The sequence below is a fragment of the Collimonas sp. genome (assembly GCF_035566555.1).
Classification (GTDB): Bacteria; Pseudomonadota; Gammaproteobacteria; order Burkholderiales; family Burkholderiaceae_D; genus Collimonas.
Genome location: NZ_DATMRB010000007.1, coordinates 19,017 through 45,337 on the forward strand (window position 1 = coordinate 19,017; position 26,321 = coordinate 45,337).

21 protein-coding genes are annotated in these 26,321 nt (G+C 62.3%); 14 read left to right on the plus strand and 7 right to left on the minus strand.

Annotation, left to right across the window (positions count from 1 at the left end):
* Positions 1-116: 116 nt before the first annotated feature.
* Positions 117-359 carry a hypothetical protein gene (locus VNZ65_RS00930; protein ID WP_325665157.1) on the minus strand — a complete coding sequence of 81 codons (243 nt, stop codon included), beginning with the start codon at positions 357-359 and terminating at the stop codon, positions 117-119.
* A 286-nt stretch (positions 360-645) separates the two neighbouring features.
* On the opposite strand from VNZ65_RS00930, the gene VNZ65_RS00935 reads away from it, so the two are divergent.
* From VNZ65_RS00935 to VNZ65_RS00950, 4 genes are all read left to right on the plus strand, one after another.
* Positions 646-1,650, plus strand: a complete 1,005-nt coding sequence (locus VNZ65_RS00935) for an alpha/beta hydrolase family protein (RefSeq protein ID WP_325665159.1) — start codon at positions 646-648, stop codon at positions 1,648-1,650.
* Positions 1,651-1,740: 90 nt separating this feature from the next.
* Positions 1,741-2,043, plus strand: a complete 303-nt coding sequence (locus tag VNZ65_RS00940) for a 4a-hydroxytetrahydrobiopterin dehydratase (protein ID WP_414649009.1) — start codon at positions 1,741-1,743, stop codon at positions 2,041-2,043.
* Positions 2,040-2,825 (plus strand): SDR family oxidoreductase, encoded by a 786-nt coding sequence (locus VNZ65_RS00945; protein ID WP_325665163.1) that lies wholly within the window; start codon positions 2,040-2,042, stop codon positions 2,823-2,825. The genes VNZ65_RS00940 and VNZ65_RS00945 overlap by 4 nt, the downstream gene beginning before the upstream one ends.
* An 82-nt stretch (positions 2,826-2,907) precedes the next feature.
* On the plus strand, positions 2,908-3,705 hold the full coding sequence (locus tag VNZ65_RS00950) for a DUF1223 domain-containing protein (RefSeq protein ID WP_325665165.1): 798 nt from the start codon (positions 2,908-2,910) through the stop codon (positions 3,703-3,705).
* Positions 3,706-4,005: 300 nt separating this feature from the next.
* Here the strand turns inward: VNZ65_RS00950 and VNZ65_RS00955 are convergent, their stop codons facing one another.
* The 5 genes from VNZ65_RS00955 to VNZ65_RS00975 all read right to left on the minus strand — a co-directional run bounded on the left by VNZ65_RS00955 (position 4,006) and on the right by VNZ65_RS00975 (position 9,692).
* On the minus strand, positions 4,006-5,364 hold the full coding sequence (locus VNZ65_RS00955) for an amidase (RefSeq protein WP_325665167.1): 1,359 nt from the start codon (positions 5,362-5,364) through the stop codon (positions 4,006-4,008).
* A gap of 35 nt (positions 5,365-5,399) precedes the next feature.
* Positions 5,400-6,086, minus strand: coding sequence for a DUF2848 domain-containing protein (locus VNZ65_RS00960; RefSeq protein ID WP_325665169.1), 687 nt, complete (start codon positions 6,084-6,086; stop codon positions 5,400-5,402).
* A 66-nt stretch (positions 6,087-6,152) separates the two neighbouring features.
* Positions 6,153-7,439: an MFS transporter gene (locus VNZ65_RS00965; protein ID WP_325665171.1), complete on the minus strand. Its 1,287-nt coding sequence runs from the start codon at positions 7,437-7,439 to the stop codon at positions 6,153-6,155.
* A 225-nt stretch (positions 7,440-7,664) separates the two neighbouring features.
* The gene (locus VNZ65_RS00970) at positions 7,665-8,615 is read right to left on the minus strand and encodes a LysR family transcriptional regulator (RefSeq protein ID WP_325665173.1); all 951 of its coding nucleotides are present in this window, start codon (positions 8,613-8,615) and stop codon (positions 7,665-7,667) included.
* A gap of 72 nt (positions 8,616-8,687) precedes the next feature.
* Positions 8,688-9,692: a flavin reductase gene (locus tag VNZ65_RS00975; protein WP_325665175.1), complete on the minus strand. Its 1,005-nt coding sequence runs from the start codon at positions 9,690-9,692 to the stop codon at positions 8,688-8,690.
* 182 nt (positions 9,693-9,874) lie between these two features.
* On the opposite strand from VNZ65_RS00975, the gene VNZ65_RS00980 reads away from it, so the two are divergent.
* The 5 genes from VNZ65_RS00980 (at position 9,875) to VNZ65_RS01000 (ending at position 18,893) form a co-directional block, all read left to right on the plus strand.
* Positions 9,875-10,672, plus strand: a complete 798-nt coding sequence (locus VNZ65_RS00980) for a TatD family hydrolase (protein WP_325665177.1) — start codon at positions 9,875-9,877, stop codon at positions 10,670-10,672.
* A 22-nt stretch (positions 10,673-10,694) separates the two neighbouring features.
* Positions 10,695-13,127, plus strand: a complete 2,433-nt coding sequence (locus tag VNZ65_RS00985; RefSeq protein ID WP_325665179.1) for a DNA internalization-related competence protein ComEC/Rec2 — start codon at positions 10,695-10,697, stop codon at positions 13,125-13,127.
* A gap of 180 nt (positions 13,128-13,307) precedes the next feature.
* Positions 13,308-14,159 (plus strand): alpha/beta hydrolase, encoded by an 852-nt coding sequence (locus VNZ65_RS00990; protein ID WP_325665181.1) that lies wholly within the window; start codon positions 13,308-13,310, stop codon positions 14,157-14,159.
* Positions 14,160-14,229: 70 nt separating this feature from the next.
* Positions 14,230-16,680 (plus strand): penicillin-binding protein 1A, encoded by a 2,451-nt coding sequence (locus VNZ65_RS00995; protein ID WP_325665183.1) that lies wholly within the window; start codon positions 14,230-14,232, stop codon positions 16,678-16,680.
* Between the two features lie 212 nt (positions 16,681-16,892).
* On the plus strand, positions 16,893-18,893 hold the full coding sequence (locus VNZ65_RS01000; protein ID WP_325665185.1) for an alpha/beta hydrolase family protein: 2,001 nt from the start codon (positions 16,893-16,895) through the stop codon (positions 18,891-18,893).
* On the opposite strand, the gene VNZ65_RS01005 is transcribed toward VNZ65_RS01000, so the two are convergent.
* Entirely contained in the window at positions 18,890-20,536 is a 1,647-nt protein-coding gene (locus VNZ65_RS01005) for an isovaleryl-CoA dehydrogenase (protein ID WP_325665187.1), read from the minus strand. The genes VNZ65_RS01000 and VNZ65_RS01005 overlap by 4 nt on opposite strands.
* Before the next feature lie 249 nt (positions 20,537-20,785).
* Here VNZ65_RS01005 and VNZ65_RS01010 point away from each other — a divergent pair, with 249 nt between their 5' ends.
* The 5 genes from VNZ65_RS01010 (at position 20,786) to VNZ65_RS01030 (ending at position 26,255) form a co-directional block, all read left to right on the plus strand.
* Positions 20,786-22,906, plus strand: a complete 2,121-nt coding sequence (locus VNZ65_RS01010) for a DNA polymerase III subunit gamma/tau (RefSeq protein ID WP_325665189.1) — start codon at positions 20,786-20,788, stop codon at positions 22,904-22,906.
* Between the two features lie 60 nt (positions 22,907-22,966).
* Positions 22,967-23,287 (plus strand): YbaB/EbfC family nucleoid-associated protein, encoded by a 321-nt coding sequence (locus VNZ65_RS01015; protein ID WP_014006791.1) that lies wholly within the window; start codon positions 22,967-22,969, stop codon positions 23,285-23,287.
* Between the two features lie 22 nt (positions 23,288-23,309).
* Positions 23,310-23,906: a recombination mediator RecR gene (gene recR, locus VNZ65_RS01020; protein ID WP_325665191.1), complete on the plus strand. Its 597-nt coding sequence runs from the start codon at positions 23,310-23,312 to the stop codon at positions 23,904-23,906.
* 384 nt (positions 23,907-24,290) lie between these two features.
* Entirely contained in the window at positions 24,291-25,328 is a 1,038-nt protein-coding gene (locus VNZ65_RS01025; RefSeq protein ID WP_325665193.1) for an ABC transporter substrate-binding protein, read from the plus strand.
* 105 nt (positions 25,329-25,433) lie between these two features.
* Positions 25,434-26,255 (plus strand): ABC transporter ATP-binding protein, encoded by an 822-nt coding sequence (locus VNZ65_RS01030; RefSeq protein ID WP_325665195.1) that lies wholly within the window; start codon positions 25,434-25,436, stop codon positions 26,253-26,255.
* The last annotated feature ends 66 nt before the right edge of the window (positions 26,256-26,321 follow it).

Consider the following 26,321-nt stretch of genomic DNA (forward strand, 5'->3'; position numbering starts at 1 on the left):
AAGGATGTGCAGGGGCAACCATTATGCCTACAAGCCTGGTTTATTGCCGGCGCAAAAAAGCCCGCGCGAAGCCTGTTCGGCGCGGGCTTGGTGCGGCAAGCTGGCCAGGCGCTTGCTTACTTGGCGGCCGCCGGTTGCGCGGCATGTGCCGCGGCCGCCTGATCGGCCGCTTTTTTATTCGCCAGGTGACGTCCGACGACACAGCCGCCGATCGCGCCAACCACTGCATGGTGGCCCGCATAGTGGCCGGCCACGCCGCCTACCGCGGCGCCTTTCAGGCAACCCTTGGCGCTGGCGCTGCCAGCGGCGCCAGCCAGTGCAACTGCGCATAACATGACAGCAACGATTCTGGTATTCATGGTGTTCCCCTATTGATGGTGGATGGCGGCGCTTGCGCCGTTTTCAGCTTGTTTCGCTGTTTTGCTTGTTTCGCATTAACGCCTGGTGCCGGGCCTCCGGTTGACAAGCCGGCAAAAAATACCCGGAGGCCACCATTGTTGACCTTTCCGCGCCAGCGATCAAGTGGCCGGCTCGTGCATCTTTTAATGCAAATGAGCAATCCCGGTCAGGTGGGAAAAACTGCAGCCCCCTACAATTGCATTCATCCCCGGTGCAAGCAGCCGGCTTATCCCTTGGAGAAAAGCTATGCTCTACGTACGTACAGTGATGTGGATCTGGATGGCGCTATGCAGCGCACTGGCGCAGCAGACGTTGGCCGCCGATCAGACCAGCAATATCGGCATGCTCAGCCTCAGCACCAGCGGCGAATACGTGGTGCCGGTCGCCGTCTGGTATCCCACCAATGCAGCGCAAACAGAATGGCACGCCGGCCCCTATCTGATCCACGCCACCCGCGATGCGCCGCTGACCCCCGGCTTGCATCCGCTGGTGATCATTTCGCACGGCAGCGGCGGCGGGGAGTTCGGACATGCCGACCTGGCCGAAGCGCTGGCCCGGCATGGCTATATCGTGGCGGCGCCGCGCCACCTCGGCGACAGCCACGACCAGCCGCAGGGGCGCGGCACCGATCAGCAGATCATAGGCCGCCCGTGGCAAGCGGTGGCCACGCTGGATGCCGTGCTGGCCGATCAACGCCTGGCGCCGGCGATTGACGCCAGACGCATCGGCATGGCCGGATTCTCGGCGGGCGGCTACACCACCATGGTGATGGCCGGCGCCAAGCCAGACACGTCCCTGATCGTGGCTTACTGTTCGGCGCACGCCGACGACCATGGGTTATGCGACGCCAGTGCGGAGAAAAAGACGATAGTGACGCGGCCAGGCTGGGCCCTGCCTGTGGACAAGCGCGTGCGCGCGGCGGTCGCCATGGCACCGTTCAGCGTCATGTTCGACGCCAAGGGTGTAGCCGATGTCACGATCCCGCTACGCATCTACAAGGCCAGCGACGACCAGGTCCTGCGCAATCGCTGGAACACCGATCATCTGCTAAGCCTGCTGCCAGCCAGCGTCGAACGCGGCGAAGTCGCGGGCGGCCACTATGTGTTCCTGGCGCCATGCAGCGAGACGCTGAAGGCTGCCGCCCCGGCCATCTGCAACGACGCCGCCGGCATCGACCGCAGCGCGCTGCATGCCAGGCTGAATGCTGAAATCGTTGATTTCTTTGACCGCAAGCTGCCGCCGCAGCCGTGAATCGCCGGCAAGGAAGCGTCCGAGTGCGCAAAAGTGCGCAGCCGGGTGCTTCCGGTTATAGAATTGAGGTTTTCACGGACGGATACTTCAATGCCTCATTCCACCCATATCGGCGCCGCCGCCGCCTTGCAGACCCTGACCACCTGGACCGCCGCCGCAGGCCGCGACGCGATTGAAAAAACCTTCAAGTTTGCCGATTTCAACGCTGCCTTCGGTTTCATGACCCGGGTTGCCCTGCTGGCCGAGAAAATGGACCATCATCCCGAGTGGTCCAATGTGTACAACCGCGTCACCGTGCTGCTGACCACGCACGACGCCAACGGCGTCACCGATCTCGACCTGCGCCTGGCGCAATTCATGGATGGCAGCGCCGCCGCTGCCGGCAAGCATTGAGCACCGCCGCCGCGCCGCAGCCGGTGGCGCTGATCACCGGTGCCGCCAAGCGGGTCGGGCGGGTGATCGCCGAGCGTTTCTCCGCGGCAGGCTACGCCGTGGTGGTGCACTACGGCGGCTCGCAACAGGAGGCGCTGGCGACGGTGCAAGCGATTGCAGCGGGCGGCGGCGTTGCCGTCGCCCACCAGGCCGACCTGCAGTCGCCGCCGCAACTGACGGCGATGATAGCCGCCGCTTATGAACGCTTCGGCCGGCTTGACGTACTGATCAACTGCGCGGCGATTTTTTTTCCCGACACGCTGGCCGATTTTGCGCTGGATGACCTGGAACGCTCCTGGCAAGTCAATTGCCGCGCGCCGCTGTTGCTGACCCAGGCCTTTCACCGGCAAGCCCGGCAGCGCGGCCAGCAGGGCGTGGTGATCAATGTGGTGGACCAGAAAGTGAAGGCGAATTTCCATCCGGAGGATTTCAGCTATACGGTGGCCAAGGCAGCGCTCGGCAACCTGACCGCGATGCTGGCCATGTCGGCGGCGCCGGTGCTGCGCGTGAATGCGCTGTATCCTGGCCTGATGACGCCCAGCGGCGACCAGACCCAGGCCGATTTCGAATATTCCTCGGCTCGCTCGACGCCGCTAGGCTATATCGCGCCGACCACTGAAATCGCCGACGCCATCCTGTTGTTGACCAGGCAATCTTTCAACGGCGCGGAATTCGTCGTCGATGCCGGCCAGAACCTGGTGCGGGTGGATAAGGATGTGATCAACCTGTACCGGGCGCCATAGGGACGGATGTAAAACCTGGCGGATCTGTAAGGAAACGGCCTGCAGAACGACCAAGCTGTACATGACCAGCCAGGAGACGCAAGTGTCTATTTTTATCAAGCTTATCCAAACCTTTGCCCTGGGCGCGCTTGCGTTCGGACTTTCCGCCAGCGCCCACGCCGTCGAATACACAGCACAGAGCCCGGCCAGCCGGGTTGCGCTGGTCGAGCTGTACTCCAGCGAAGGCTGCAGCAGCTGCCCGCCAGCCGACCAGTGGCTGTCCAGGCTGGGCGCCCAGGCCAAGCCGGAACAGGTAGTGCCGCTGGCCTTGCATGTCGACTACTGGGACAACCTCGGCTGGAAGGACCGCTTCGGCGATCATCGTTTCACCGCGCGCCAGCAGGAACTGGCGGGCTATGCCAAAACCACGCTGGTGTATACCCCTGAAATCTTTGCCGGCGGCCGCGAGCTGCGGCGCTGGAGTTCCGGCAGCGCGTTCGACGCCGCCATTGCCAAGATCACGGCGCAGCCATCGCCGGCCGATATCGCGATCAAGCTGTCCGGCACCGCGCCGCGCAATTTCGATCTGGCGGCCAGCATCAAGCTGCGCCAGGATTCCAAGGATAGCCACGACGCTTATGTCGCGGTGTATGAAAACAAACTGGTGTCGAACGTCGCCGCCGGCGAGAACGGCGGCGTCACCCTGCATCATGACTATGTGGTGCGGCGCTGGCTGGGGCCGTTCGCGCTGAAGAACGGCATGGTGCAGATCCATGAAAAGCTCGCACTCGACAGCATCGCCGCCGACCTGCGCGTCGACCGCTTCGGCATCGTTGCTTTCGTCCAGAATACGAGCAGCGGCGAAGTGCTGCAAGTGGCCAGGCTGGCGGTTGATCACTGATCATCCAGCCTTGCTGCATTACGCATATTGAGAACGTCATAAAGTGTGACGAAACTGTAACCCGGTTTTCGTTGCGCTTAACGTCTGCAGCTAACTGGGGTCAGAGTGAATTTTATGCGTGCTTTTTGCAGAACTACACCCTGACCCCACTTAGCGGCACTACGGAGCGCATGCCTCGTTGTTTGAAAAAAAACCAAATAATGCGCTCTGTCTTTCTCCGAATCCGTCATGCGGGGTCAGAGTAATTTACGACGATACAGCCGTCGTAAAAAAACTCTGACCCCGCATGACCCTGTTCATTTAATCCTTGCGCAACAGAGCCTCCACCGCCAGGCCGATCTCCAGGATCTTCCTGTCCTGGCCGGCAACACCCGCCAGCATCAGCCCGACCGGCGCTGCGCCGGAGGCATGGCAAGGCAGCGACAAGGCGCAGCCGTCCAGGAAATTGATCAGCGCCGGATTGCGCAGGATCATGCCGTTGGCAGCGAAGTAGGCTTCATCGCTACCTTCCAGCACCGAGATTTGCGGCGCGACGATCGGCACGGTCGGCATCAGCATGGCGTCGTAGCCGGCGATGCGTTGTTCAACTGCCGCGATCCATTGCTTGCGCGCGGCGAACAGGTCGAGCAGGTCGGCGGCGCTGATTTCCTTGCCGCGCTGTATGCGTGAAATCACGCGCGGGTCGTAGCTGGCGGCGCGTTCGGCGATCAGCTTGCGGTGCCAGGCGAAGGCTTCCGCCGCGGTGAAGCCGCCTTTGGCGTTGATGGCCGTAGCGGTCGCAAATTCTGGAATCTCGACATCATCGATCATGGCTCCGGCCGCTTGCAGCCGAGCGCGTGCGCGGGCGAACGCCGCCGCCACCTGCGGATCGACGCCATCCAGCACCAGCGTGCTCGGCGCCGCCAGGCGCAAGCCGCGCAAAGAAAAGGGTGTCAATGTCGGTACAGGTTCGCCGGCCAGGATCGCGTCGAGCATTGCGCAGCAGCTGACGCTGGCGGCGATCGGGCCCAGCGAATCCAGCTGCGTTGACAGCGGCAGCACGCCTTCCAGCGGAACGCGGCGTGCGGTCGGCTTGAAGCCGGTCAGGCCGCACAGCGCCGCCGGGATGCGCACCGAGCCGCCGGTATCGGAACCGATGGCGGCAACCGCCATGCCGTCGCTCACCGAGACCGCGGCCCCGGAGGAGGAGCCGCCGGGAATCCTCGCATTGGCGCGGTCCCAGGGATTGCGCGGCGTGCCGTAGTGCGGATTGATGCCAAGCCCGGAGTAGGCAAATTCCGTCATGTTGGTGCGGCCGACGATCACCGCGCCTGCCGCCAGCAGACGCTGCACCGCCAGCGCGTTGACGCTGGCCGGCGCGGCATCGTTCAGCGCCACCGAGCCGGCGCGGGTCACGCTGCCGGCGACGTCCAGCAAATCCTTGACCGAAATCGGCAAGCCCTCAATCGGCGAACGCGCCTGGCCGCTGGCGCGCAACAGATCGGAAGCTTGCGCCGCCGCTCTGGCCGGAGCGGCATACAATTCCGTGAACACGCGGCGGCCTTCGCCGGCCGGATCCAGCGCGCGCGTCAGCGCTGCTTCGGTGAGCGCGATCGAGCTGGTGCGGTTCTGGCGCAAGGCTTCGGATAAGCTATGCAGAGTAGGGAGCGTGTCAGTCATACATTCTCGCAAGTGAAGTAAAGGCAGTGCTGGATTCAGGCGACTTCCGGCAGCACTTCAACCGTGTAATGGTGGCGCAGCGTGCGTTGCCGGCGCGGATCGAACAATTCCATTGTAAAGGAATGCGAGGGCCGGATGCCGCCGATCGCCGCCACGGTGCCGCAGGTCATGCCGCTGCCTTCTGCCAGGATGGCTGCGCCGCTGGTATAGCCGGCGATCAGGTCCTGCGGCGTGCGCAGCGAGGCCAGCGCGCCTTTCTGGTACAGCAGCCGCTCACCGTTTTCTTCAATATAGGAACGGATCACCAGTTCATCCCAGTAGTCGGCCACTTCGGCCAGGCGCCAGGCGCTGCTGGCCACCGGCTTGACGCAAGCCTGTTTCGACAGCGCCACGCTATGCGCTTCGAGTTTGCGGTCGGTATGGTCGGAGGCGATGCTGACATACAGTTCGCCGTTGGCGGCGAAGACAAAGGTTTCCACCTCGCCGGACGAATCCGGGCCGACGACCTGCACCTGCGACGCCTGCGTCAGCTGATTGCTGGCGATACGGTAATACAGCGGCACGGCGCTCGGGCGCGAGATGCCGAGTGCGGCCAGTTCTTCAATATGGTGCTCGATAGCGGCGTGATCGCGCCCGGCCCAGCCGGCGACGATCAGGGTATGGATATCGGTATCGAGTTGGCGCGAGCCTTGTTCGGTGTCTACTTGAAAAGAGATGTGCATGATGATTCCAGCTTTAAAAAATAAGGAGTGACGGCTCTTGCCTGTCGATGAAAAAGGACAGCAGGATCAGCGGACTTTCTTGATGAACAGCAGCACCAGTACGGTCGCCGTGAATTCCAGCCCGGCGACAAAGTACAGGCCGGCCGACAGGCTGCCGGTGCTGGTCTTCAGCGAGCCGATCATGTAAGGCGCGGCAAAGCCGGCCAGGTTGCCGATCGAATTGATCAGCGCGATGCCGCCGGCGGCCGCGGTGCCGGTCAGGAACGCCGCCGGGATCGACCAGAACACTGGGAACGCCGCCAGGATGCCGACCGCCGCCAGCGTCAGGGCGCATAGCGCCAGCACCGCGTTGCCGAGGAAGAAGCCGGTCAGTATCAGGCCGATGCTGGCCACCAGCGTGGCAATGGCGCAATGCAGGCGCCGTTCGCCGCTTCGGTCGGAGTGGATGCCGTTCCACACCATGGCGATGGTGCCGGCCAGGAAAGGAATCGCCGAGACCAGGCCGATCTGCAGGTTGCCGACCACGCCGATTTCCTTGATGATGGACGGCGACCAGAAGGCGATCGTGGCATTGCCGCTGACCACGCAAAAATACACGGCGGCGCAGATCCAGACCCGCGAATTGAGAAAGGCGTCGCGCAGCGAAGCATGTTTGCCGCTATGATTTTCCGCCGCCAGCGCCTTGGTCACCGCCATTTGTTCGGCGGCTTGCAGCCATTTGGCGTTGTGCGGCTTTTCCGGCAGATAGATCAGCACCAGGATGCCGGCGATCACCGAGGGAATCCCTTCCAGCAGGAACAGCCACTGCCAGTTGGCGAAATGGCCGACGCCATTCATGCGGCTCATGATGAAGCCCGCAATCGGGCCGCCGACCACGCCGGCGATGGCGAATGAGGTCATGAACAAGCCGTTGATGCGGGCGCGCCGCTCGGCCGGGAACCAGTAAGTCAGGTACAGCACCACGCCGGGAAAGAAACCGGCCTCGAACACGCCCAGGAAAAAGCGGATGATGTAAAACATGGTCGGCGTCTGCACGTACACCATCGCCATTGAAGTCAGGCCCCAGAGGATGGTGATGCGTGCCAGGGTTTTGCGGGCGCCGATTTTTTCCAGCAACAGGTTGCTTGGCACCTCAAACAGGAAATAGCCGACGAAGAAAATGCCGGCGCCAAGCCCGTAGACCGCCTCGCTGAACTGCAAGTCCTGCAGCATCTGCAGCTTGGCGAAGCCGACGTTGACGCGGTCTACCCAGGCCAGCACGAACAGGAACACCAGGAAAGGAATCAGGCGCCAGGCGATTTTCCGGTAAGTGCTTTCCAGCAAGTCTGGCGCTGCGTTGATATTGTTGCTCATGTGATGTCACCCGATAAATGGTTCTGCTGCGCCGCGGGGGCGCAGGATGAAGCGGCGTTTCTGTGACGGCCGTCACCGGCGGCTGCGAGTGCTGCCGGATGAATCGAGTATGCGTAAGGGGCTGGCGGCTGTCCAACAAGAAATTGTCAGCGCGATTGATTGGAAAATCTTATGAGCAAAAGTGGGGCGCCTGCGCACCATTAGCGTCGGCAGAGGCTGGCAGTCTTATATAGCGGGAAACGGCAGTTCCAGCGGTTCCGACGGCAGCCTGGCAATCTCCGGTCCCCAATTCAGTGCGAATTCGGAAGCGGTTTCCTGGGCAATGCTGGCGATAGTCTCAGTCAAGGCATTCTCCGGATCGTTGCGGAACGAAGCCATCAGCAGCAGCGCCGGGAAATCGGCGTCGACCCGCAGCTGCTGCAGGCTGCCGTCGTTCAGTTCGCGCTGGATGATGGCAGGCGGCACCACCGCCACGCCGAAACCGTCGCTGACCAGGCGGATCATGGTGGCCACGGAAGTAATGCAATTGATATGCAGGGACCCGCGCTCGCTGTCGGAAAACAATTGCTCCAGCACGGTGTGCGGCCCGGAATTGCGGGCGAAGCTGACCAGCGGGAAGGCTGCCAGGTCGGACAGGCTCAAGGTTTCGTTGCCGATCTCGAGCTTGGCGCTGCCGACCCAGCGCATCGGGAATTCGCACAGCTTGAGATTGCGGATGTTGGGGGCGATCACTGCATCGGCCTGCAGCACCAGGTCGAGGTCGCCCTTGCTGAACTGCTCGCGCAGGTGGATGGTGGTGTCGCTGGCGATTTCGATTTCCAGCTGTGGAAACAGCTTGTGGATGCGGCCGATCAGGTCCGGGAACCAGCTATGCACGATAGATTCGATCACGCCTATGCGCAGCACGCCGGAATAGTGATCCTTGGCCGACATCTCATCCTTCATTTCACGCATCAGCTTGACGATGCGCTCGGCGTACACCAGCGCCTTGCTGCCGTCGGTGGTCAGGGCCACTTCGCGGGCGCCGCGGTCAAACAGGCGCACGCCGAAATCCTGCTCCAGCGTGGCGATGCGGCTCGATACCGCGGCCTGCGTGGTGTGCAGCTTTTCCGCCGTCAGCCGGAAATTCTTGAGCTTGGCCAGCCAGACGAAAGTTTCGAGGAAGCGGATGTTCATCGGTGCTGTCAGGAATCCGTGATGGGTCGTACCTTAGTGTAGCGCATTGCCTGCGGCATCAGATACGCAGGTTCATTCCTCATCCAGCGGCAGCTTGCCGTCGTCGGTCAGGCTGATGAAGCGCCGCAGCAGGGTGCGCAAGGCGATGGTGTCGACCGTACCCAGACTGTTCAGCAGTTCCCGTTCGGTCTGCTTGCCGCTGTCGCCGATCTCCTGCGCCAGGGCGCGGCCGATGGCGGTCAGGTAGAACAGGCCGCGGTCGTTGCGTTCGCCTTGGTCCACCACGACTTGCAGCAAGCCGCGCGCGGTCATGTCGTCCAGTACATTGATCAGCGGCGTGTGGCCGGCATACACGAACAGGCGGTTCAGCTCGGCCAGGCTGCGGCCATCGCGCGCCGCCAGCGTGTTCAGCACGAAGAACTCGGCATCGTTCAAGCCCTTGGCGGCGCCGAATTCGCGCAGCTTGCCGTACAGATGGAAATACGCGCTGCCGAGCAGGTGGCTCATCGAGCTTTCATCGAAACTGCTGGAGGCAGCGGTGGCCTTGATCAGGGCTTCCGCTTCGTCGGCCAGTTCCTTGCGGGTGGCAATGGCGTAATTACCGCGCTGGTAGACCAGCGGGGCGATATCGGAATGCTCGAAATGCATCACTTCGCCGACCATGATGATATGGTCGCCGCCGTCATAGCGGTAGGCGGTCTTGCATTGCATGCGGGTGGTGCAGCCGGCCAGCAAGGGCGCGCCGCCCATGCCGGGTTCGACTTGCAGGCCGGCGAACTTGTCGTGCGCGCGCTTGCTGAAATGAGTGGCCAGCTGGTCCTGGTCGTGCGACAGGATATGCACCGCCCAGTGCTCGGCGGCTTCAAACGCCGCCAGGCTGTTGGACGATTTGGCCAGGCTCCACAGCACCAGCGGCGGATCCAGCGAGACCGAGTTGAAACTGTTGGCGGTGACGCCAACCAGCTTGCCGTCGGCCTGGCAGGCGGTAATGATGGTGACGCCGGTGGTGAAGGTTCCCAGGGCGTTGCGGAATTCACGTTGATCGAACGGGGTGGACGGCTGGTGTGCGGTGGACATCTAGATTGCTTTCTAACAAATACTTTTTTGCATCATGTTATCAGGCTCTGAGGCGGAACGAGAAATGTTTATGTTTAGCCTTATAGGAGAGCAAGAAGGTCCATGCTACGATATCAATCTATCAATCCCCCCAAGTGCTGAGGCGTCTGATATACGCCTGATAATTTTCCGAGGACCGCCCGATGTGGATAGACACGCACTGCCATCTGGATGCCGCTGAATTCGGCGGTACGCAGACGCAGGTCGCCGCTGCCGCCGCCGAGCAGCAGGTCAGGTGGATCGTGATCCCTGCCGTGGAACGCGCAAACTTCGCGACGGTGGCGGCGCTGGCGGCGCAACTGCCCAACTGCAGCTATGCGCTCGGCATCCATCCCCTGTATGTAGAACATGCCGACGACAGCGATTTGCTGGCCCTGCGCGCCGCCATCGGCAGCGCCATGGCCGACCCGCGCTTCGTCGCCATCGGCGAAATCGGCCTGGATTTCTTTGTGCCCGGAATGGACCACGGGCCATTGCGCGACAGGCAAGAGCATTTCTATGTCGAGCAGCTCAAGCTGGCGCGCGAGTTCGGCCTGCCGGTGCTGCTGCACGTACGGCGCTCGCAAGACATCCTGCTCAAGCATCTACGCCGGATCAAGGTCAGCGGTGGCATCGCGCACGCTTTCAACGGCAGTTTCCAGCAGGCCGAAGCCTTCATCGGCCTCGGTTTCCGGCTTGGCTTTGGCGGCGCCATGACTTTTACCAGGGCCTTGCAGATCCGCCGGCTGGCGGCGGATCTGCCGCTGGACGCTCTGGTGCTGGAAACCGATGCCCCCGACATGTCGCCGGCATGGCTGCATCCGGCCATCAACCAGCCCCAGCAAATCCCCCGCATCGGCGCCGTGCTGGCCGAGCTGCGCGGCATGCCGCCGGCCGACCTGGCGCGCGCCACCGCCGCCAATGCCCGCGCTGCGTTACCGCGCCTGGCTGCCTTAGCCTGAACCAGGCACGAGCGCGCTCCGCATGCGTAGCGCAATCCTTGGCTTCGTGCTTGGTGTTGTGTTTTTGCAAAGCAGAGCTGCCTTGCCTGCGATCTGGCTGCTGGCTTGCCTGGCGCTGGCGTCGGTATTGCTGGTGTGCGCTGCTTATAAAATCCCTTGCTGGCAACTCAAGCTCGCTGCTCGCCTGCTGGCAGGTTTTATCTGCGGTTTCGTCTGGGCGGCCTTGTTTGCCCGCCACTATCTACAGCAGGAACTGGCGCCGGAATGGGAGGGGCGCGATGTCACGGTGATAGGCACAATCGACAGCCTGCCATCGTACTTGGATACCGGCGTACGCTTCAATTTTGCCGTCGAGAAGGTCGTGCAGCAGGGCGGCGAAGCGCCGCTCATTCCCTGCCGCCTGGCGTTGGCCTGGTACCGCAATGGCGACGAAGCGCAAGCGCCGCAGTCCCATCTCACGGCTGGAGCGCGCTGGCAGTTGACGGTGCGCCTGAAGCAGCCGCACGGCAGCGCCAACCCGCACGGGTTCGACTACGAAGCTTGGTTGTTGGAACGTAATTTGCGCGCTACCGGCTACGTCCGTGCAGATCAAGGAGCAAATTCGGCAAACCGGCAATTGCAGCCCTTCGTTTTCACTCCCGGCAATCTGGTGCAGCTGATGCGCGGCCGTTTGCGCGAGCGCATCCTGGACGCCTTGCCTGAACATCGCTACGCCGGCGTGCTGGTGGCGCTGGCGATCGGCGACCAGCGCGCCATCGACCAGTCCGACTGGGAGATCTTCAACCGCACCGGCATCAGCCATCTGGTCGCCATCTCGGGCTTGCATATCACCATGATTGCCGGCCTGTTCGCTGCCGTCATGACGGCATTGTGGCGCCGCTCTTTCTTCGCGAACGCCGCCTTGCCCCTGTTGCTGCCGACGCCCAAAGTCGCTGCCCTGAGCGGCGCCCTGGCCGCCCTGGGCTATGTGCTGCTGGCCGGATTCGGCATCCCGGCGCAGCGCACCCTGTACATGCTGCTGGTGGTGGCGCTGGCCTTGTGGAGCGGCCGCATCGCCAGCGTCTCGCATGTGCTGAGCATCGCGCTCGCCGTGGTTTTGGTGATCGATCCCTGGGCCGTGCTATGGCCCGGATTCTGGCTGTCGTTCTGCGCCGTCGGCGTGATCCTGTACACCAGCGTCGGCCGCCGCACTGCTGCCGGCGATGGCGGTGACTCGCGCCTCGCGGCCGGCTGGCGCAGCCTGCGCACGGCCGGCGCCACGCAATACGCCGTCACCATCGGCCTGCTGCCGCTGACGGTGCTGCTGTTCGGCCGTGTCTCGCTGATCTCGCCGCTGGCCAATGCCGTGGCGATTCCCTTGGTTGGCCTGGTTGTCACGCCGATGACGCTGGCCGCCAGCGCGCTGCCGGCGCCGCTATCGACGTGGTTGTGGCGTGCTGCACATGCATTGGTAGAACAGCTGGCGATCCTGCTCGGCTGGCTCAGCGCCTTGCCGTTCGCGGTATGGCAGACACCGGCGCCGCAGGCGTGGACAGCGGCGCTGGCGCTCTTTTCCACGGCATGGCTGCTGGCGCCGCGCGGCTGGCCGCTGCGCTGGCTGGCGCTGGCCGGCTGGCTGCCGCTGCTGCTGGACGAAGGCAGCCGTCCGCCCGCCGGTGAAATGTGGGTGACCGCGCTCGACGTCGGCCAGGGCATGGCGGTGCTGGTGGAAACCGCCGGCCAGCGTCTGCTGTACGACAGCGGCCCTTATTACTCGCCGGGTTCCGACGCCGGCAACCGCATCATCGTTCCCTACCTGAAAGCGCGCGGCATCACGGCATTGGATGCGCTGGTGATATCGCACGTCCACAATGACCACTCCGGCGGCGCCCTGTCGGTCATGGATGCCGTCAAGGTCGGCGCCGTGTACTCATCGCTGCCGCCGCAGCATCTGATAGTCCGGGGCGCAACCGTTCATCAACGCTGTCAGGCAGGGCAGGCATGGCAGTGGGGAGAAGTGAAGTTTGAAATGCTGTATCCGGAGATGGAACAATACCAGGCATCGGCCGCGCAGCAAACAGACAAGCCGCACATGGTCAGTTGCACGCTCAAGGTCAGCCTCGGCCAGAATGCCATTTTGCTGCCCGGCGATATCGAAGCTGCGCAGGAGCAGCAGCTGCTTGCCCGCCATGGCGGAGATTTGAAATCCACCGTGCTGCTGGCGCCGCATCATGGCAGCGGGACTTCATCCTCGGCGGCATTCCTGGCGCAGGTAGATCCGAAGATAGTGTTGTTCCAGGTTGGCTACCGCAACCGGTTCCATCATCCCAAGCAGCAGGTGGTAGCGCGTTATGAGGAGCGCGGGGTAGAGCGGTTCCGGAACGACGAGGGAGGAGCGATCTTGCTGAAATTTGGCGATAGCGTGGCGATTGATACCTACCGGAATCAGCATCGCCGTTATTGGTATGGACGTTGAATTGTCGGCATTCCGGCGCGCTACCTTGCCTGGCTAGCGGCTCCGCGTCGCCAGTCCCACGGACTGGACGGGATGGATGCGTTTAGCGTCTTCTGAGTAGCAGCTCTAATATTCCCTTTGTCGCATCGCAACTTTCGGTTTTAAATAAGACCCCATCAAAACAGGTTTGTTGTCTTATCTATGACTGATCCGATTCGCCCGATTTTGCATTTTATTCACGGCAACAGTTTCCCTGCAGGCACTTATCGACAGTTCTTACAGTTCCTGGAGCGCGACTACGACGTCCGCTCGCTCGACGTTCATGCCCATAATCCCAAGTATCCCGTTACCGACGGCTGGCCGGCGCTGGTGCAGGAACTGATCGACGAACTGGCGGCGCGCTACAGCCAGCCGGTGATCCTGCTCGGCCATTCGATGGGCGGCGGGCTGGCCTTGCTGGCGGCGCAGCGGCGGCCCGACCTGGTCAGCTGCGTGGTGATGCTGGATACCCCGGTGGTGGTCGGCTGGCGTGCTACCTTGCTGCGCGGCGCCAAGGCGCTGGGTCTGAATAACCATGTGCCGCCGGCCAAGTTTTCCGCCAAGCGGCGCAATCTGTGGCCTAGCGCCGAAGCGGCCTACCAGCATTTCGCCGGCAAGCAGGTGTTTGCCAGCTGGGCGCCGGAAGTCCTGCGCGACTATATTACCTACGGGCTGGAAGAGGATCAGGGCAATATGGTGCTGCGCTTCCGGCGCGACATCGAAACCGCGGTCTACCGCACCTTGCCGCACAATATGGCTAGCGTGCTGAAGCGGGGGTTTCCGGTGCCGATCGGTTTTGTCGGCGGCATCGATTCGGTCGAGTGCCGCCAGGCCGGGCTGGATGCCACCAAACGCCTGGTCGGCAAATATTTCAAGCAGATCCCGGGCGGCCATCTGTTTCCGATGGAGTCGCCGGAACTTGCCGCCGCCACCACGCATCGGATGATCGAGTCACTGTTGAACCCCGGCGAAGCAAAGCTGCGGCAGCCGCGCAACCGGGCATCTAACGCATAAATGATGGTCAATTCGTGGTTCCAGGCCCGGCATGTTGTAGGATACAGGGCTATTTCCCTCGAATATTGTTATGTCATCAACAAATAGAACCAAGCAAGATACAAACAACACGCGCTCCGGCAACGGCAGGAAAAACGGCAAGGGCAGCGTAGCCCACGCATTGCTGCTGACGGTGGGCGGCCTGTTCCTGGCGGGCGCGGTGATCGGCGGGCTGCTGCTGACCTATGCGCTGGTGGTCATGACGCCGCAGTTGCCGGATCTGGGCGCGATCACGGATTACCAGCCTAAGGTGCCGCTGCGCATCTACACCGCCGACCATGTCTTGATCGGCGAGTTTGGCGAAGAACGGCGCAGCCTGGTCAAGCTGGACGATATTCCGGCCGACATGAAAAATGCGGTGCTGGCGATCGAAGATGCACGCTTCTACCAGCATGGCGGCATCGACGTCATTGGCATCTTGCGCGCCGGCCTGACCGACATCCTGCACGGCGGCGCTTCGCAGGGCGCCAGCACCATCACCATGCAGGTTGCGCGCAACGTCTTCCTGTCCAGCGAAAAAACTTATTCGCGCAAGATCTACGAAATCCTGCTGGCCTACAAGATCGAATCGGCGCTGAGCAAGGACCAGATCCTCGAGGTCTACATGAACCAGATCTACCTGGGCCAGCGTTCCTTCGGCTTCGCCGCGGCCGCGCGCACCTATTTCGGCAAAGACCTGAAAGACATCAGCCTGGCGCAGGCAGCGATGCTGGCCGGCTTGCCGAAAGCGCCTTCGGCCTACAATCCGGTGGTCAATCCCAAGCGCGCCCACGTGCGCCAGCAATACATCCTGAAGCGCATGCTGGACCTCAAGTTCATCACCCAGGAACAGTATGACCAGGCAGTGGCGGAAGACATCCAGGTCAAGACCAAGGGCAACAACTACAACGTGCATGCGGAATACGCCATCGAAATGGTGCGCCAGATGCTGTTCGCGCAGTACAAGGAAGATACTTATACGCGCGGCCTGACGGTCATCACCACGCTCAATTCGGCAGACCAGGACGCCGCCTACGACGCCGTACGCAAGGGCGTCATGGACTATGACCGCCGCCACGGCTACCGCGGTCCGGAAGCGACCATCGAGTTGCCGGCCGAAGGCGATGCGCGCGACCAGGCGATTGAAGACGCCTTGCAGGACAAGCCGGACAATGACGATATCCTGCCGGCGGTGGTGCTGAGCGCGGATCCCAAGCAGGTGCAGGTGATGCTGCGCAACGACAATACCGTCACCATCAGCGGCGAAGGATTGCGGCTGGCCGCTGCGGCCTTGAGCGCCAAGGCTGGCAAGGGCTTGAAGATCCAGAAGGGTTCGGTGATCCGCGTCATCAATACCGCCAAGGGCTGGCAGATCACCCAGCTGCCGCAAGTGGAAGCGACCATGGTGTCGCTGACGCCGCAGGACGGCGCGATCCGTTCGCTGGTGGGCGGTTTCGACTTCAACCAGAACAAGTTCAACCACGTCACGCAAGCGTGGCGCCAGCCGGGTTCGACGTTCAAGCCGTTCATCTATTCGGCGGCGCTGGAAAAAGGTTTCGGCCCGGCGTCCATCATCAACGATGCGCCGGTGTCGTTCCCGGGCGGTCCCGGCCAGGATGCCTGGGAACCGAAGGACGACGATCAGCCTGACGGTCCGATGCCCTTGCGCACCGGCTTGCAGCGCTCGAAGAACCTGGTCTCGATCCGCCTGCTGGATGCGATCGGCGTCAAGTATGCGCAAGAATTCGTCACCAGCCATTTCGGCTTCGATATCGACAAGACGCCACCTTACCTGCCGCTGGCGCTGGGCGCCGGCCAGGTGACCCCGCTGCAGCTGGTGGGCGCTTATGCGGTGCTGGCCAACGGCGGCTATCGCGTCAATCCTTACCTGATCTCGCAAGTGACGGATTCGCGCGGCAACGTGCTGTCCAAGGTCGAGCCGCAGGTCGCCGGCCAGAACGCGACGCGGGTGCTGGATCCGCGCAACAGCTTCATCATGACCAGCCTGCTGCAATCGGTGGCGCAGCGCGGCACCGGCGCCGGCACCAACGTGCTGCACCGGACCGACCTGGCCGGCAAGACCGGCACCACCAACGATGCTTTCGACGGCTGGTTTGCGGGTTACCAGAATAGCCTGGTGGCGGTTGCGTGGATGGGTTACGACCAGCCGAAGAGCCTGGGCAGCCGCGAGTTCGGCGCCCAGCTGGCCTTGCCGATCTGGACCGAGTACATGGGCCGTGCCTTGCGCGGCGTGCCGCAAACGCAGATGCCTATGCCTGCCGGGATCAGCACCATCAACGGCGAGTTCTACTTCGATAATTTCACGCCGGGCAATGGCTTCATCGCTTCGCTGGGATTAGGCGCCGGTGCGCCGGCGCCGCTGGAAATCGGCCCGGATGGCGTGCCGTTGCCGCCGCCAGCGCCGCCGGCGCCCGGCGCGGCGCCGACCACGCCGCAAGAGGATGAGAAACAGAATATCCTGAAGCTGTTCAGCGGTCACTGACGCTGCGCTGACAGGCGCCAGCAAAGCCGGCGATGCCCACAAAGGGTATCGCCGGCTTTTTTTTGAATGTCAAATAGATTGCCGCTTATTTTTGGTTTTGTCTCGCTTTTGTTTCGACATGCAAGTGGTTTTTTTAAGGAAAGAACAATACACTGCGTGACAGCCGCGCTTGCATAGACCATTCATTCATCGACCGCATGGAGAAAACTGTAATGCCTTTTAGACGCTTGCAAGGAATCCGCCGCTTTCCCGCTTTGTTCATGCTGTGCCTCATGTGCGGCGCGGCTGGCGCCCAGGCCGCGGCCAGCCTGCCCAGCGTTGAAAGTTTCTTTGCCTATCCGACCCTGGTCAACGCCCAGCTGTCTCCGGATGGCCGCTACGTGGCGATGCTGGTGCCGGCCAAGGATGGCTATGTGCGGCTGGGCGTGATGGATGTCGCCACGCGCGTGCCGAAAGTGATCGCCAGTTTCGATGCTGCCGATATCAGCCAGTTTCACTGGGTCAACAGCGACAGGCTGGTGTTCGATGCCGGCGACCGGACCATCGGCCTCGGCGAGCAGACCCAGGCCGGCGGTTTATATGCAATCAATCGGGACGGCACCGATTTCCGCCAATTGGTCTTGCGCGATCTCCAGCAGCAAAGCGGCAGCGTGCGCAGCGTCTTGCCGTGGTATACCTTTTTCTATTCGACGATCCGGAATTCAGACGATATCTACGTCGGCCAGGTTGATCCGGGCGGCACCGGCAAGATCAAGCCGATCCACCTGCTGCGCCTGAATACCCGGACCGGCCGTTCCGCGATAGTAGACCGTCCCGGCCTGACCATCCGCTGGCTGATGGACTGGCAAGGCGAGCCGCGGGTCGCCACCACGCAGGATGGCGACATGGAGTCGGTCTTCTATCTTGATCCCGAGCAGAAAAGCTGGCGCAAGCTGATCGAATTCAATACCTTTACCGGTCATGGCTTCGTTCCTTATTTCCTGGGGCCGGACGGCAGCCTGTACGTAAGTTCGCGCCAGGGTACGGATAAAACCTCGCTGTACCGCTACGACCTGGCGAAAAACAGCGTGGAGCCGCAGCCGCTGGTCTCGCTCCAGGGCTACGATTTTTCCGGCGCTATCGTCAGCAACGACAAGAAATTCCTGGGTGTGCGTTTCGAGACCGACGCCGAAGACACCAAGTGGTTTGATCCGGAGATGCAAGCGATGCAGCAGGCGGTCAATGATTTGCTGCCGTCCACGGTGAACCGGATCAGCGTTGCCGGCCATGCGCAGACGCCCTATGTGCTGGTCAGGTCGTATTCCGATATCCAGCCGGTCGCCTATTTTCTGTATGACAGCAAGGAGAAAAAGCTGACCGCGCTCGGCAACTCGATGCCGCAGATTAATCCGCAGCAGATGTCGGGCAAGGACATGGTCCACTATAAAGCGCGCGACGGCCTGGAAATCCCGGCTTACCTGACCATGCCGAACGGCGCCGGCAAGAAAAACCTGCCGATGGTGGTGCTGGTGCATGGCGGCCCTTATGTGCGCGATGGCGCGTGGAACTGGAATCGTGAAGTGCAGTTCCTGGCCTCGCGCGGCTATGTGGTGCTGGAACCGGAATTCCGCGGCAGCACGGGTTTCGGCTGGAAACACTTCCGGGCGGGCTGGAAGCAATGGGGCCTGGCCATGCAGGATGACGTTGCCGACGGTGCCAGGTGGGCGATTGCGCAAGGCATCGCCGATCCCAAGCGGATCTGCATTGGCGGTGCCAGCTATGGCGGCTACGCCACGCTGATGGGCTTGATCAGGGATCCGGATCTGTATCGCTGCGGCTTCGAGTGGGTCGGCGTGACCGACATCAACCTCATGTACAACGTCAGCTGGAGCGATATCTCCAGCGAGTACCTGAAGTACGGCATGCCGGTGCTGGTGGGCGACCAGCAAAAGGATGCCGCGCAGTTGCAAGCCACTTCGCCGCTGGAAAACGCCGCGCGCATCAAGCAGCCCTTGCTGCTGGCTTACGGCGGTGCCGACAAGCGGGTGCCGATCATCCACGGCAGCAAATTCCGCGATGCCGTCAAGGCCACCAATCCGGACGTTGAATGGATCGAATATCCGGAAGAGGGCCATGGCTGGCATCTGCAGAAGAACAATGTCGATTTCTGGAGCCGCGTCGAGAAATTCCTCGGCCGGGAAATCGGCAAGCCTTCATCGGCCTCTGGCGACTAGCTGGCCCAGGTCCGCTGCAAGATCGTCTTCTGCAGATGCGGCGCCGCCAGGGTGCCGTAGACGCGGCCGCCCATGGCTTCGCCGCGGCTGGCGATGAAGGCCTCGGCGACCACGGCCGGCGCATGCTGCAGCATCAATGCGCCTTGCACCGTCAGCACCAGGCGCTGGACGAAACGCCGCCCCAGCATTTCGCGCTGTTCCGGCGGCGTCGCCAGGTCTTTCATCAGATCGTCCAGCATGCTGGCCAGGCCAGGGTGCTGGCTGGCGCTCTCACCCAGCTGCGCCAGCAGCAGGCCGAAGCCGGCCGGCTCGCGTTCGATGGCGCGCAGCACGTCCAGGCACATCACATTGCCTGAGCCTTCCCAGATCGAATTGACCGGCGCCTCGCGGTAGAAGCGCGCCATCGGTCCGGTTTCCACATAGCCGTTGCCGCCCCAGATTTCCATGCATTCGCCGGTGAATTCCAATGCTCGCTTGCAGATCCAGAATTTGGCGGCGGGCGTGACGATGCGGCGCCAGGCGCGCTGCAGGGGATCGTCGGGATGCTCGAAGGCGCTGGCCAGCTGCAGCATCAGCAGGGTCGCTGCCTCGCTCTCCAGCGCCAGGTCGGACAAGACGTTCTGCATCAGCGGCTGTTCCGCCAGTGCGCGGCCGAAGGCGCTCCTGTTGCGCGCGTGGTGCAGCGCCTGCACCAGCGCCTGGCGCATCAGGCCGGCGGCGCCGATCACACAGTCCAGCCTGGTGTGGTTGGCCATTTCGATGATGGTCGGGATGCCGCGCCCTTCATCGCCGACCATGATGCCGAAGGCCTCGCGGAATTCGACTTCGCTGCTGGAGTTGGAGCGGTTGCCAAGCTTGTCCTTGAGACGCTGGATCTGCACCGGATTCTTGCTGCCGTCGGGCCGCCAGCGCGGCACGAAAAAACAGCTCAGGCCCATCTCGGTGCGCGCCAGCACCATGTGGGCATCGCACATCGGCGCCGAAAAAAACCATTTATGGCCGGTCAGCAGGTAGCCGGCGCCGCGTCCGCTGCCGCCTGCCAGCGGCAGCGCTGCTGTGGTGTTGCTGCGCACGTCGGAGCCGCCTTGCTTTTCTGTCATGCCCATGCCGATCAGGATCGAGTGCTTATGCTCCAGGGCGAGGTCGCGGCTGTCATGTTCGCATGACAACAGTTTTGCCTGCAGCGCGGCATACAGCGCCGGTTCCTGCTGCAGCACCGGGATCGAAGCAAAGGTCATGGTGGTGGGGCAGAGCGAGCCGGCTTCAAGCTGGGCATGGAGGAAATAGCCGGCCGCGCGCGCTACGTGGCTGCCGCTTTGCGGCTTGATCCAGGGCAGGGCGTGCAGGCCCTCGCGCCGCAGCATGCCCAGCAAGGCATGCCAGGCCGGATGGAATTCGACCGCGTCGATGCGGTTGCCGAGGCGGTCGAAGGTGTTCAGTTCGGGCTGGTGGCGGTTGGCCAGCTCGGCCAACTGCCAGCTTTCCTTGCTGCCGAGTTCGGCGCCGTAGCGCGCCAGCGCATCGGCATGCCACTGGCCTTGCAGACGCTGGACGCCGCTTTGCAGGATGGCGTCGTCGAGATAAAGATTGTTGCCATACAGTTCAGCAACCTGGTTCGTCACTTCGTGGGTTTGCCCTTGCATGCCTGGTCTCCTGATATGCTTCGGTATTGGGGGATATCTCTTGACTTTACCCTTTGCTGCGGCCTTCGGATAGCTGCTTTATTGCAATTGTTTAGAGCCCGCTTTCAGTCCCGCAGCCATTCCCCGGCCGACCGGTTTCTGGGTTGCCGGCCGCTGCCGTCAAGCCGCCGAGTTTAAAAAGCATGCTGGCTTCGTCTGTCAGGTAAAATGCCGGTTGTACTTCACAACATGCAGACCTTATTCGCCTCTATGTCCTACCAAGTCCTCGCCCGTAAATATCGCCCCAGAAGCTTCGATACGCTGGTCGGCCAGGAACACGTCGTAAGGGCCTTGACGCACGCCTTGGAGCAACAGCGTCTGCACCATGCCTATCTGTTCACCGGTACGCGCGGCGTCGGCAAGACGACCTTGTCGCGGATCCTGGCGAAATCGCTGAATTGCATCGGCGCCGACGGCAACGGCGGCATTACCGCAACGCCGTGCGGCGTGTGCGACGCCTGCGTGGCGATCGATGCCGGCCGTTTTGTCGATTATATCGAGATGGACGCCGCCTCCAACCGCGGCGTCGACGAAATGGCGCAATTGCTGGAACAGGCTGTGTATGCGCCGTCCAATGCCCGCTTCAAGGTCTACATGATCGACGAAGTCCACATGCTGACCAACCATGCCTTCAACTCGATGCTGAAGACGCTGGAAGAGCCGCCGGAACATGTCAAGTTCATCCTCGCCACCACCGATCCGCAGAAGATCCCGGTGACGGTGCTGTCGCGCTGCCTGCAGTTCAACCTGAAGCAGATGCCGCCCGGCCATATCATCAGCCACCTGGACAATATCCTCGGCCAGGAACAGATCGAATTCGAAACCCCGGCCTTGCGTTTGCTGGCGCAGGGCGCGCACGGCTCGATGCGCGACGCGCTGTCGCTGACCGACCAGGCGATCGCCTATGCCGCCGGCAAGGTGACGCTGGAAGCGGTACAGGGCATGTTAGGTGCGCTGGACCAGTCCTACCTGATCCGCGTGCTGGATGCGCTGGCGCAAAAAGACGGTCCCGGCCTGCTGGCGGTGGCCGACGACATGGCCAGCCGCAGCCTGTCCTACAGCGCCGCGCTGCAGGACCTGGGCACTTTGCTGCACCGGATCGCGCTGGCGCAAAGCGTGCCGGCAGCGCTGGCCGACGATTTGCCGGAACGCGAAGAAATCATCCGTCTGGCAGGCTTGTTCGATGCCGAAGAAGTGCAGCTGTTTTACCAGATTGCTGTCCACGGCCGCAACGAACTGGGCCTGGCGCCCGACGAATACGCCGGCTTTTCGATGACCTTGCTGCGCATGCTGGCTTTCCGCCCGCAAGCCGATGGCAGTACGGTGGCGCCGCCGGTTGCCAGCCGGCCGCGGCCGCAGGCTAGCGCCGCTCCGGCAGCTGCGGCTGCACGGCCAGCTGCTGCGGCGCAAGCCGCTGTTGCGAATGCCCCGGCTCCTGCCGCGGCGCGCTTGAGCAGCCCGCCGCAAACGCTGAGCACCAGTGCTCCGGTAGCCCGTCCCGATACCGCTGGCATGAGCCCTGCCAGGGCTGCACTGGAAGCAGCCCGTGCGGCAGCTTCCTCACGCAAGGGTGGCGCGGCACGTCCGGCGCCAGCGCAGCCGGTTGCCGCCGAGCCTGCGCCTGCGCCGGTAGCGGCCGCTGTTGCGTCGGTGGCTGCGCAGCCGCGGCCTGCGGCGCCAGTCTACGAGCCGCAAAATTCCTCGGTGCCGCCATGGGAAGAGGAAATCCCGCTGCCGATGGATTTGCCGGATACCGAGTTTTCCAGTTCGGCGGCTGAAAAAAAAACTGAATCGTATGCGCTAGCGCCGTCGCGCCCAGTTGCCAATGGCGCCGGCAGTGCGCGCCAGGCGCAGCGCCCCGAGCCCGTGGCGCCAGCGCCTGAAGTACCGGCCGAGCCCTTGCCGCCGCTGGTGCTGCAGCCCGACGCCAATCTCAACTGGGACGGCAACTGGCCTGTGCTGGCAGCCGGCCTGGCGGTGCGCGGCGTGGCCCACCAGCTGGCGCAGCAGAGCGAACTGATCAAGTGCGACAGCAGCGGTCCCGCCACGCTGATCCATCTGCGGATTCCGCTCGACACCTTGCGTTCCGCCGGCAGCGTTGATAAATTGGCGGCCGCGCTGACGGAACATTTCGGCCGCACGGTGAAAGTGGAAACCGAACTCGGCACCGTGCGCCATACCGCCAATGCGCAGGCGATGGCAGCGCAGGCCGAACGGCAGCGGCTGGCGGAACAGACCGCGCAGAACGATCCGTTCATCCAGAGCATGATGCGTGAATTCGGCGCATCGATCGTACCCGGATCGATCAAGCCGATAGGTGAGGCGAAGTAGGAGGGCCGATAGCGCCTGGCCTTTGCTTTGCAAATTTAATTTTTTAACAGGAGAAGCACCATGATGAAGGGCCAACTGGCAGGGCTGATGAAACAAGCCCAGGCAATGCAAGACAATATGAAAAAGATGCAAGACCAACTGGCCTTGATCGAAGTCGAAGGCGAATCGGGCGCTGGCCTGGTGAAAGTCGTGATGACTTGCAAGAACGCCGTCAAGCGTGTGGCGATCGATGCTTCGCTGCTGGCGGACGACAAAGACATGCTGGAAGACCTGGTGGCTGCCGCGTTCAACGATGCAGTGCGCAAGGCAGAAGCGTTGTCGGCTGAAAAGATGTCGGGCCTGACCGCCGGCATGCCAGCCGGTTTCAAACTGCCGTTCTGATCATCCCGTCATTGAGCGCTGCGTGAAAGTACCTTCCAGTCTTACCTTGCTCACCGAAGCCTTGCGTCATCTGCCTGGCGTCGGTCCGAAATCGGCGCAGCGCATGGCGTATCACCTGCTGCAGCATGACCGCGACGGCGCCGCTCTGCTGGGGCGGGCGCTGACGCAGGCGGTCGACCAGATCCGCCATTGCGCGCAGTGCAATACCTTTACCGAGAACGAGGTTTGCGAAACCTGTCTCGATCCTGAGCGCGATCCGACCTTGCTGTGCGTAGTCGAAACACCAACCGACCAGCTGATGATTGAGCAGACCCTGACTTTCAAGGGGCTGTACTTTGTGCTGATGGGGCGGCTGTCGCCATTGGATGGCATCGGCCCCAAGGACATCCAGCTGGAAAAACTGGTGGGCCGCGCTACCGACGGCATTGTCAAGGAAGTGGTGCTGGCGACCAATTTCACCAACGAAGGCGAAGCCACGGCGCACTACATCAGCGAAACCATGAAAGCGCGCGGCTTGCAGGTGAGCCGCCTGGCGCGCGGCGTGCCGGTCGGCGGCGAGCTGGAATATGTGGATGCGGGCACCATCGCCCGCGCCATGCTGGACCGGCGGGCGACTTAGCCGTCCGTTCCGTGAAGAACACGAAACCCACGAAAGAAGCGCAAATCAGCTCATGTCGATTTCTGCTTTCTTCGTGGGTTTTTCGTTTTTCGGAAAGATTTTTTTAGAGATGGCTAGACAGATCGTGCCGCTCAACTGAATTTCTGTTATTTTGCATAACTAGAGCGAAAGATATCGCCGCGCATGTAAGGCCCCGTTAGGGAGTGAGTTGAACATTTGTGCTGGCCGTACCTGGCGCGTTGCTGCGTTGCCCACCGCTTGCAGTGCTCGCACTGCGGCGCGTTGGGCGCCTTGCATCGCATCCAGCTACGGCCGCACAAATGTTCAACTTGCTCCCTAACGGGCCCTAACTCAAAATCCCGAAAAGAATCATGAGGAGACAACATGAAATTAAGCTGGAAGCAGTTCGCAATTGCTCTTTGTTTGTTCCTGGCCGGTTATCTGACATTCAACAGCAATCTGTTTGCGCAGACGCCGGAGAAGACCAAGGTATCCATCGCGGTCGGTGGTAAAAACCTGTTTTATTACCTGCCTTTGACGATCGCCGAGCAGCTCGGCTATTTCAAGGATGAGGGCCTGGATGTACAGATTTCCGATTTCGCCGGCGGCGCCAAGGCCTTGCAGGCCCTGATCGGCGGCAGCGCCGACGTGGTTTCCGGCGCCTTCGAGCACACCATCAGCATGCAGGCCAAGAACCAGCGCATCACTGCTTTCGTACTGCAGGGCCGGGCGCCGCAGATCGTCATGGGCGTCTCCAACAAGACCATGCCCAACTTCAAGAGCATCGCCGACCTCAAGGGCAAGAAAATAGGCGTCACGGCGCCGGGTTCGTCGACCAGCATGATGTCCAATTTCGTGCTGGCCAAAGGCGGCCTCAAGCCGACTGACGTTTCCTACATCGGCGTCGGCGCGTCGGCCGGCGCCTTGTCGGCGCTGCGCTCCGGCTCCATCGACGTGATCGTCAATCTCGATCCGCTGATCACCATGCTGCAGCAGGATAACGAGATCAGGATCATCTCCGACACCCGCACCCTGAAAGACACCAACGCCGTATTTGGCGGCCCGATGCCGGCGGCCACCTTGTACGCTTCCGCCGATTTCATCAAGAAATATCCGAACACCACGCAGGCCCTGACCAACGCCATGGTGCGCGCGCTCAAATGGCTGCAGAAGGCCACCCCGGCTGACGTCGCCAAGGTGGTGCCGGAAAGCTACCAGCTGGGCGACCGCGCCTTGTATCTCGACGCTTTCAACAAGATGCGGGAAGCGCTGTCGCCGGACGGCATGATCCCGGAGGAAGGCCCGAAGGTTGCATTGCATACGCTGGAAGCCTTCGATCCCGAACTGGCCGGCAAGAATATCGACCTGTCGCAGACTTACACCAATGAGTTTGTCAAGAAGGCTGACGCCAAGTACAAGTGATCGGCCGCCCGCCGCCTGTTCCGCCTGCGGGCGGCACAGCTGGAACAGGCGGCGGACTGTAGACGGCTTCCGTTGAAATCTTCTTCGGCTCAGGCCGTATCTCCCATGACTTCCGCATCGACTCCTGCTCTATTCCTGGACAATATCAGCTGCACCTTCGTCTCCAAGGACGATCGTTCGCAGCGCTATACCGCGGTGGCCGACACCAGCTTGTCGATTGCGCCGGGTGAATTCGTTTCTGTGGTGGGCCCGACAGGCTGCGGCAAGTCGACCCTGCTGAATGTCGGCGCCGGTTTGCTGCAGCCTTCCAGCGGCAGCGTCAAGGTATTCGGCGAGCCGCTGGCCGGCATCAATCGCCGTGCCGGCTACATGTTCCAGGCGGAAGCGCTGATGCCTTGGCGCAGTGCGCTGCAAAACGTCATCGCCGGCTTGCAATACCGCGAGACCGATGAAGCCAAGGCTCGCCAGCTCGGCGAAGAATGGCTGGCGCGGGTCGGCCTGCAAGGCTTTGGCGACCGTTACCCGCATCAATTATCCGGCGGCATGCGCAAGCGGGTGGCGCTGGCGCAGACCCTGATCCTGGATCCCGACATCATCCTGATGGATGAACCGTTTTCCGCGCTCGATATCCAGACCCGGCAGTTGATGGAAAACGAAGTGCTGGCGCTGTGGAGCGCCAAACGCAAGGCGGTGCTGTTCATCACTCACGACCTGGATGAAGCGATCGCCATGTCGGACCGGGTAGTGGTGTTGTCGGCCGGACCGGCCACCCATCCTATCGGCGAATTCGCGATCGACCTGCCGCGCCCGCGCGACGTCGCCGAAATCCGTAGCGAGCCGCGCTTCGTCGAACTGCACCAGCAAATCTGGAGCGTGCTGCGCGACGAGGTGCTGAAGGGCTACCAGCAGCAAAAAAAAGCTAGTTAACGCGATCTCTACAAATAGCGTCATCCCCGCGAACGCGGGGATCCACATTGCTGAATATGGCAGTGA

What these genes read in the sequence shown, in the direction of transcription:
- VNZ65_RS00985 (WP_325665179.1), top strand. Translation starts at nt 10,695, where the DNA reads ATGCGTAGCGCAATCCTTGGCTTCGTGCTTGGTGTTGTGTTTTTGCAA.
- VNZ65_RS01005 (WP_325665187.1), bottom strand. Translation starts at nt 20,536, where the DNA reads ATGCAAGGGCAAACCCACGAAGTGACGAACCAGGTTGCTGAACTGTAT.
- VNZ65_RS01010 (WP_325665189.1), top strand. Translation starts at nt 20,786, where the DNA reads ATGTCCTACCAAGTCCTCGCCCGTAAATATCGCCCCAGAAGCTTCGAT.
- VNZ65_RS00975 (WP_325665175.1), bottom strand. Translation starts at nt 9,692, where the DNA reads ATGTCCACCGCACACCAGCCGTCCACCCCGTTCGATCAACGTGAATTC.
- VNZ65_RS00955 (WP_325665167.1), bottom strand. Translation starts at nt 5,364, where the DNA reads ATGACTGACACGCTCCCTACTCTGCATAGCTTATCCGAAGCCTTGCGC.
- VNZ65_RS00990 (WP_325665181.1), top strand. Translation starts at nt 13,308, where the DNA reads ATGACTGATCCGATTCGCCCGATTTTGCATTTTATTCACGGCAACAGT.
- VNZ65_RS00995 (WP_325665183.1), top strand. Translation starts at nt 14,230, where the DNA reads ATGTCATCAACAAATAGAACCAAGCAAGATACAAACAACACGCGCTCC.
- VNZ65_RS00960 (WP_325665169.1), bottom strand. Translation starts at nt 6,086, where the DNA reads ATGCACATCTCTTTTCAAGTAGACACCGAACAAGGCTCGCGCCAACTC.
- VNZ65_RS00980 (WP_325665177.1), top strand. Translation starts at nt 9,875, where the DNA reads ATGTGGATAGACACGCACTGCCATCTGGATGCCGCTGAATTCGGCGGT.
- VNZ65_RS00970 (WP_325665173.1), bottom strand. Translation starts at nt 8,615, where the DNA reads ATGAACATCCGCTTCCTCGAAACTTTCGTCTGGCTGGCCAAGCTCAAG.
- VNZ65_RS00935 (WP_325665159.1), top strand. Translation starts at nt 646, where the DNA reads ATGCTCTACGTACGTACAGTGATGTGGATCTGGATGGCGCTATGCAGC.
- VNZ65_RS00940 (WP_414649009.1), top strand. Translation starts at nt 1,741, where the DNA reads ATGCCTCATTCCACCCATATCGGCGCCGCCGCCGCCTTGCAGACCCTG.
- VNZ65_RS01030 (WP_325665195.1), top strand. Translation starts at nt 25,434, where the DNA reads ATGACTTCCGCATCGACTCCTGCTCTATTCCTGGACAATATCAGCTGC.
- VNZ65_RS01015 (WP_014006791.1), top strand. Translation starts at nt 22,967, where the DNA reads ATGATGAAGGGCCAACTGGCAGGGCTGATGAAACAAGCCCAGGCAATG.
- VNZ65_RS01025 (WP_325665193.1), top strand. Translation starts at nt 24,291, where the DNA reads ATGAAATTAAGCTGGAAGCAGTTCGCAATTGCTCTTTGTTTGTTCCTG.
- VNZ65_RS00965 (WP_325665171.1), bottom strand. Translation starts at nt 7,439, where the DNA reads ATGAGCAACAATATCAACGCAGCGCCAGACTTGCTGGAAAGCACTTAC.
- VNZ65_RS01000 (WP_325665185.1), top strand. Translation starts at nt 16,893, where the DNA reads ATGCCTTTTAGACGCTTGCAAGGAATCCGCCGCTTTCCCGCTTTGTTC.
- VNZ65_RS00930 (WP_325665157.1), bottom strand. Translation starts at nt 359, where the DNA reads ATGAATACCAGAATCGTTGCTGTCATGTTATGCGCAGTTGCACTGGCT.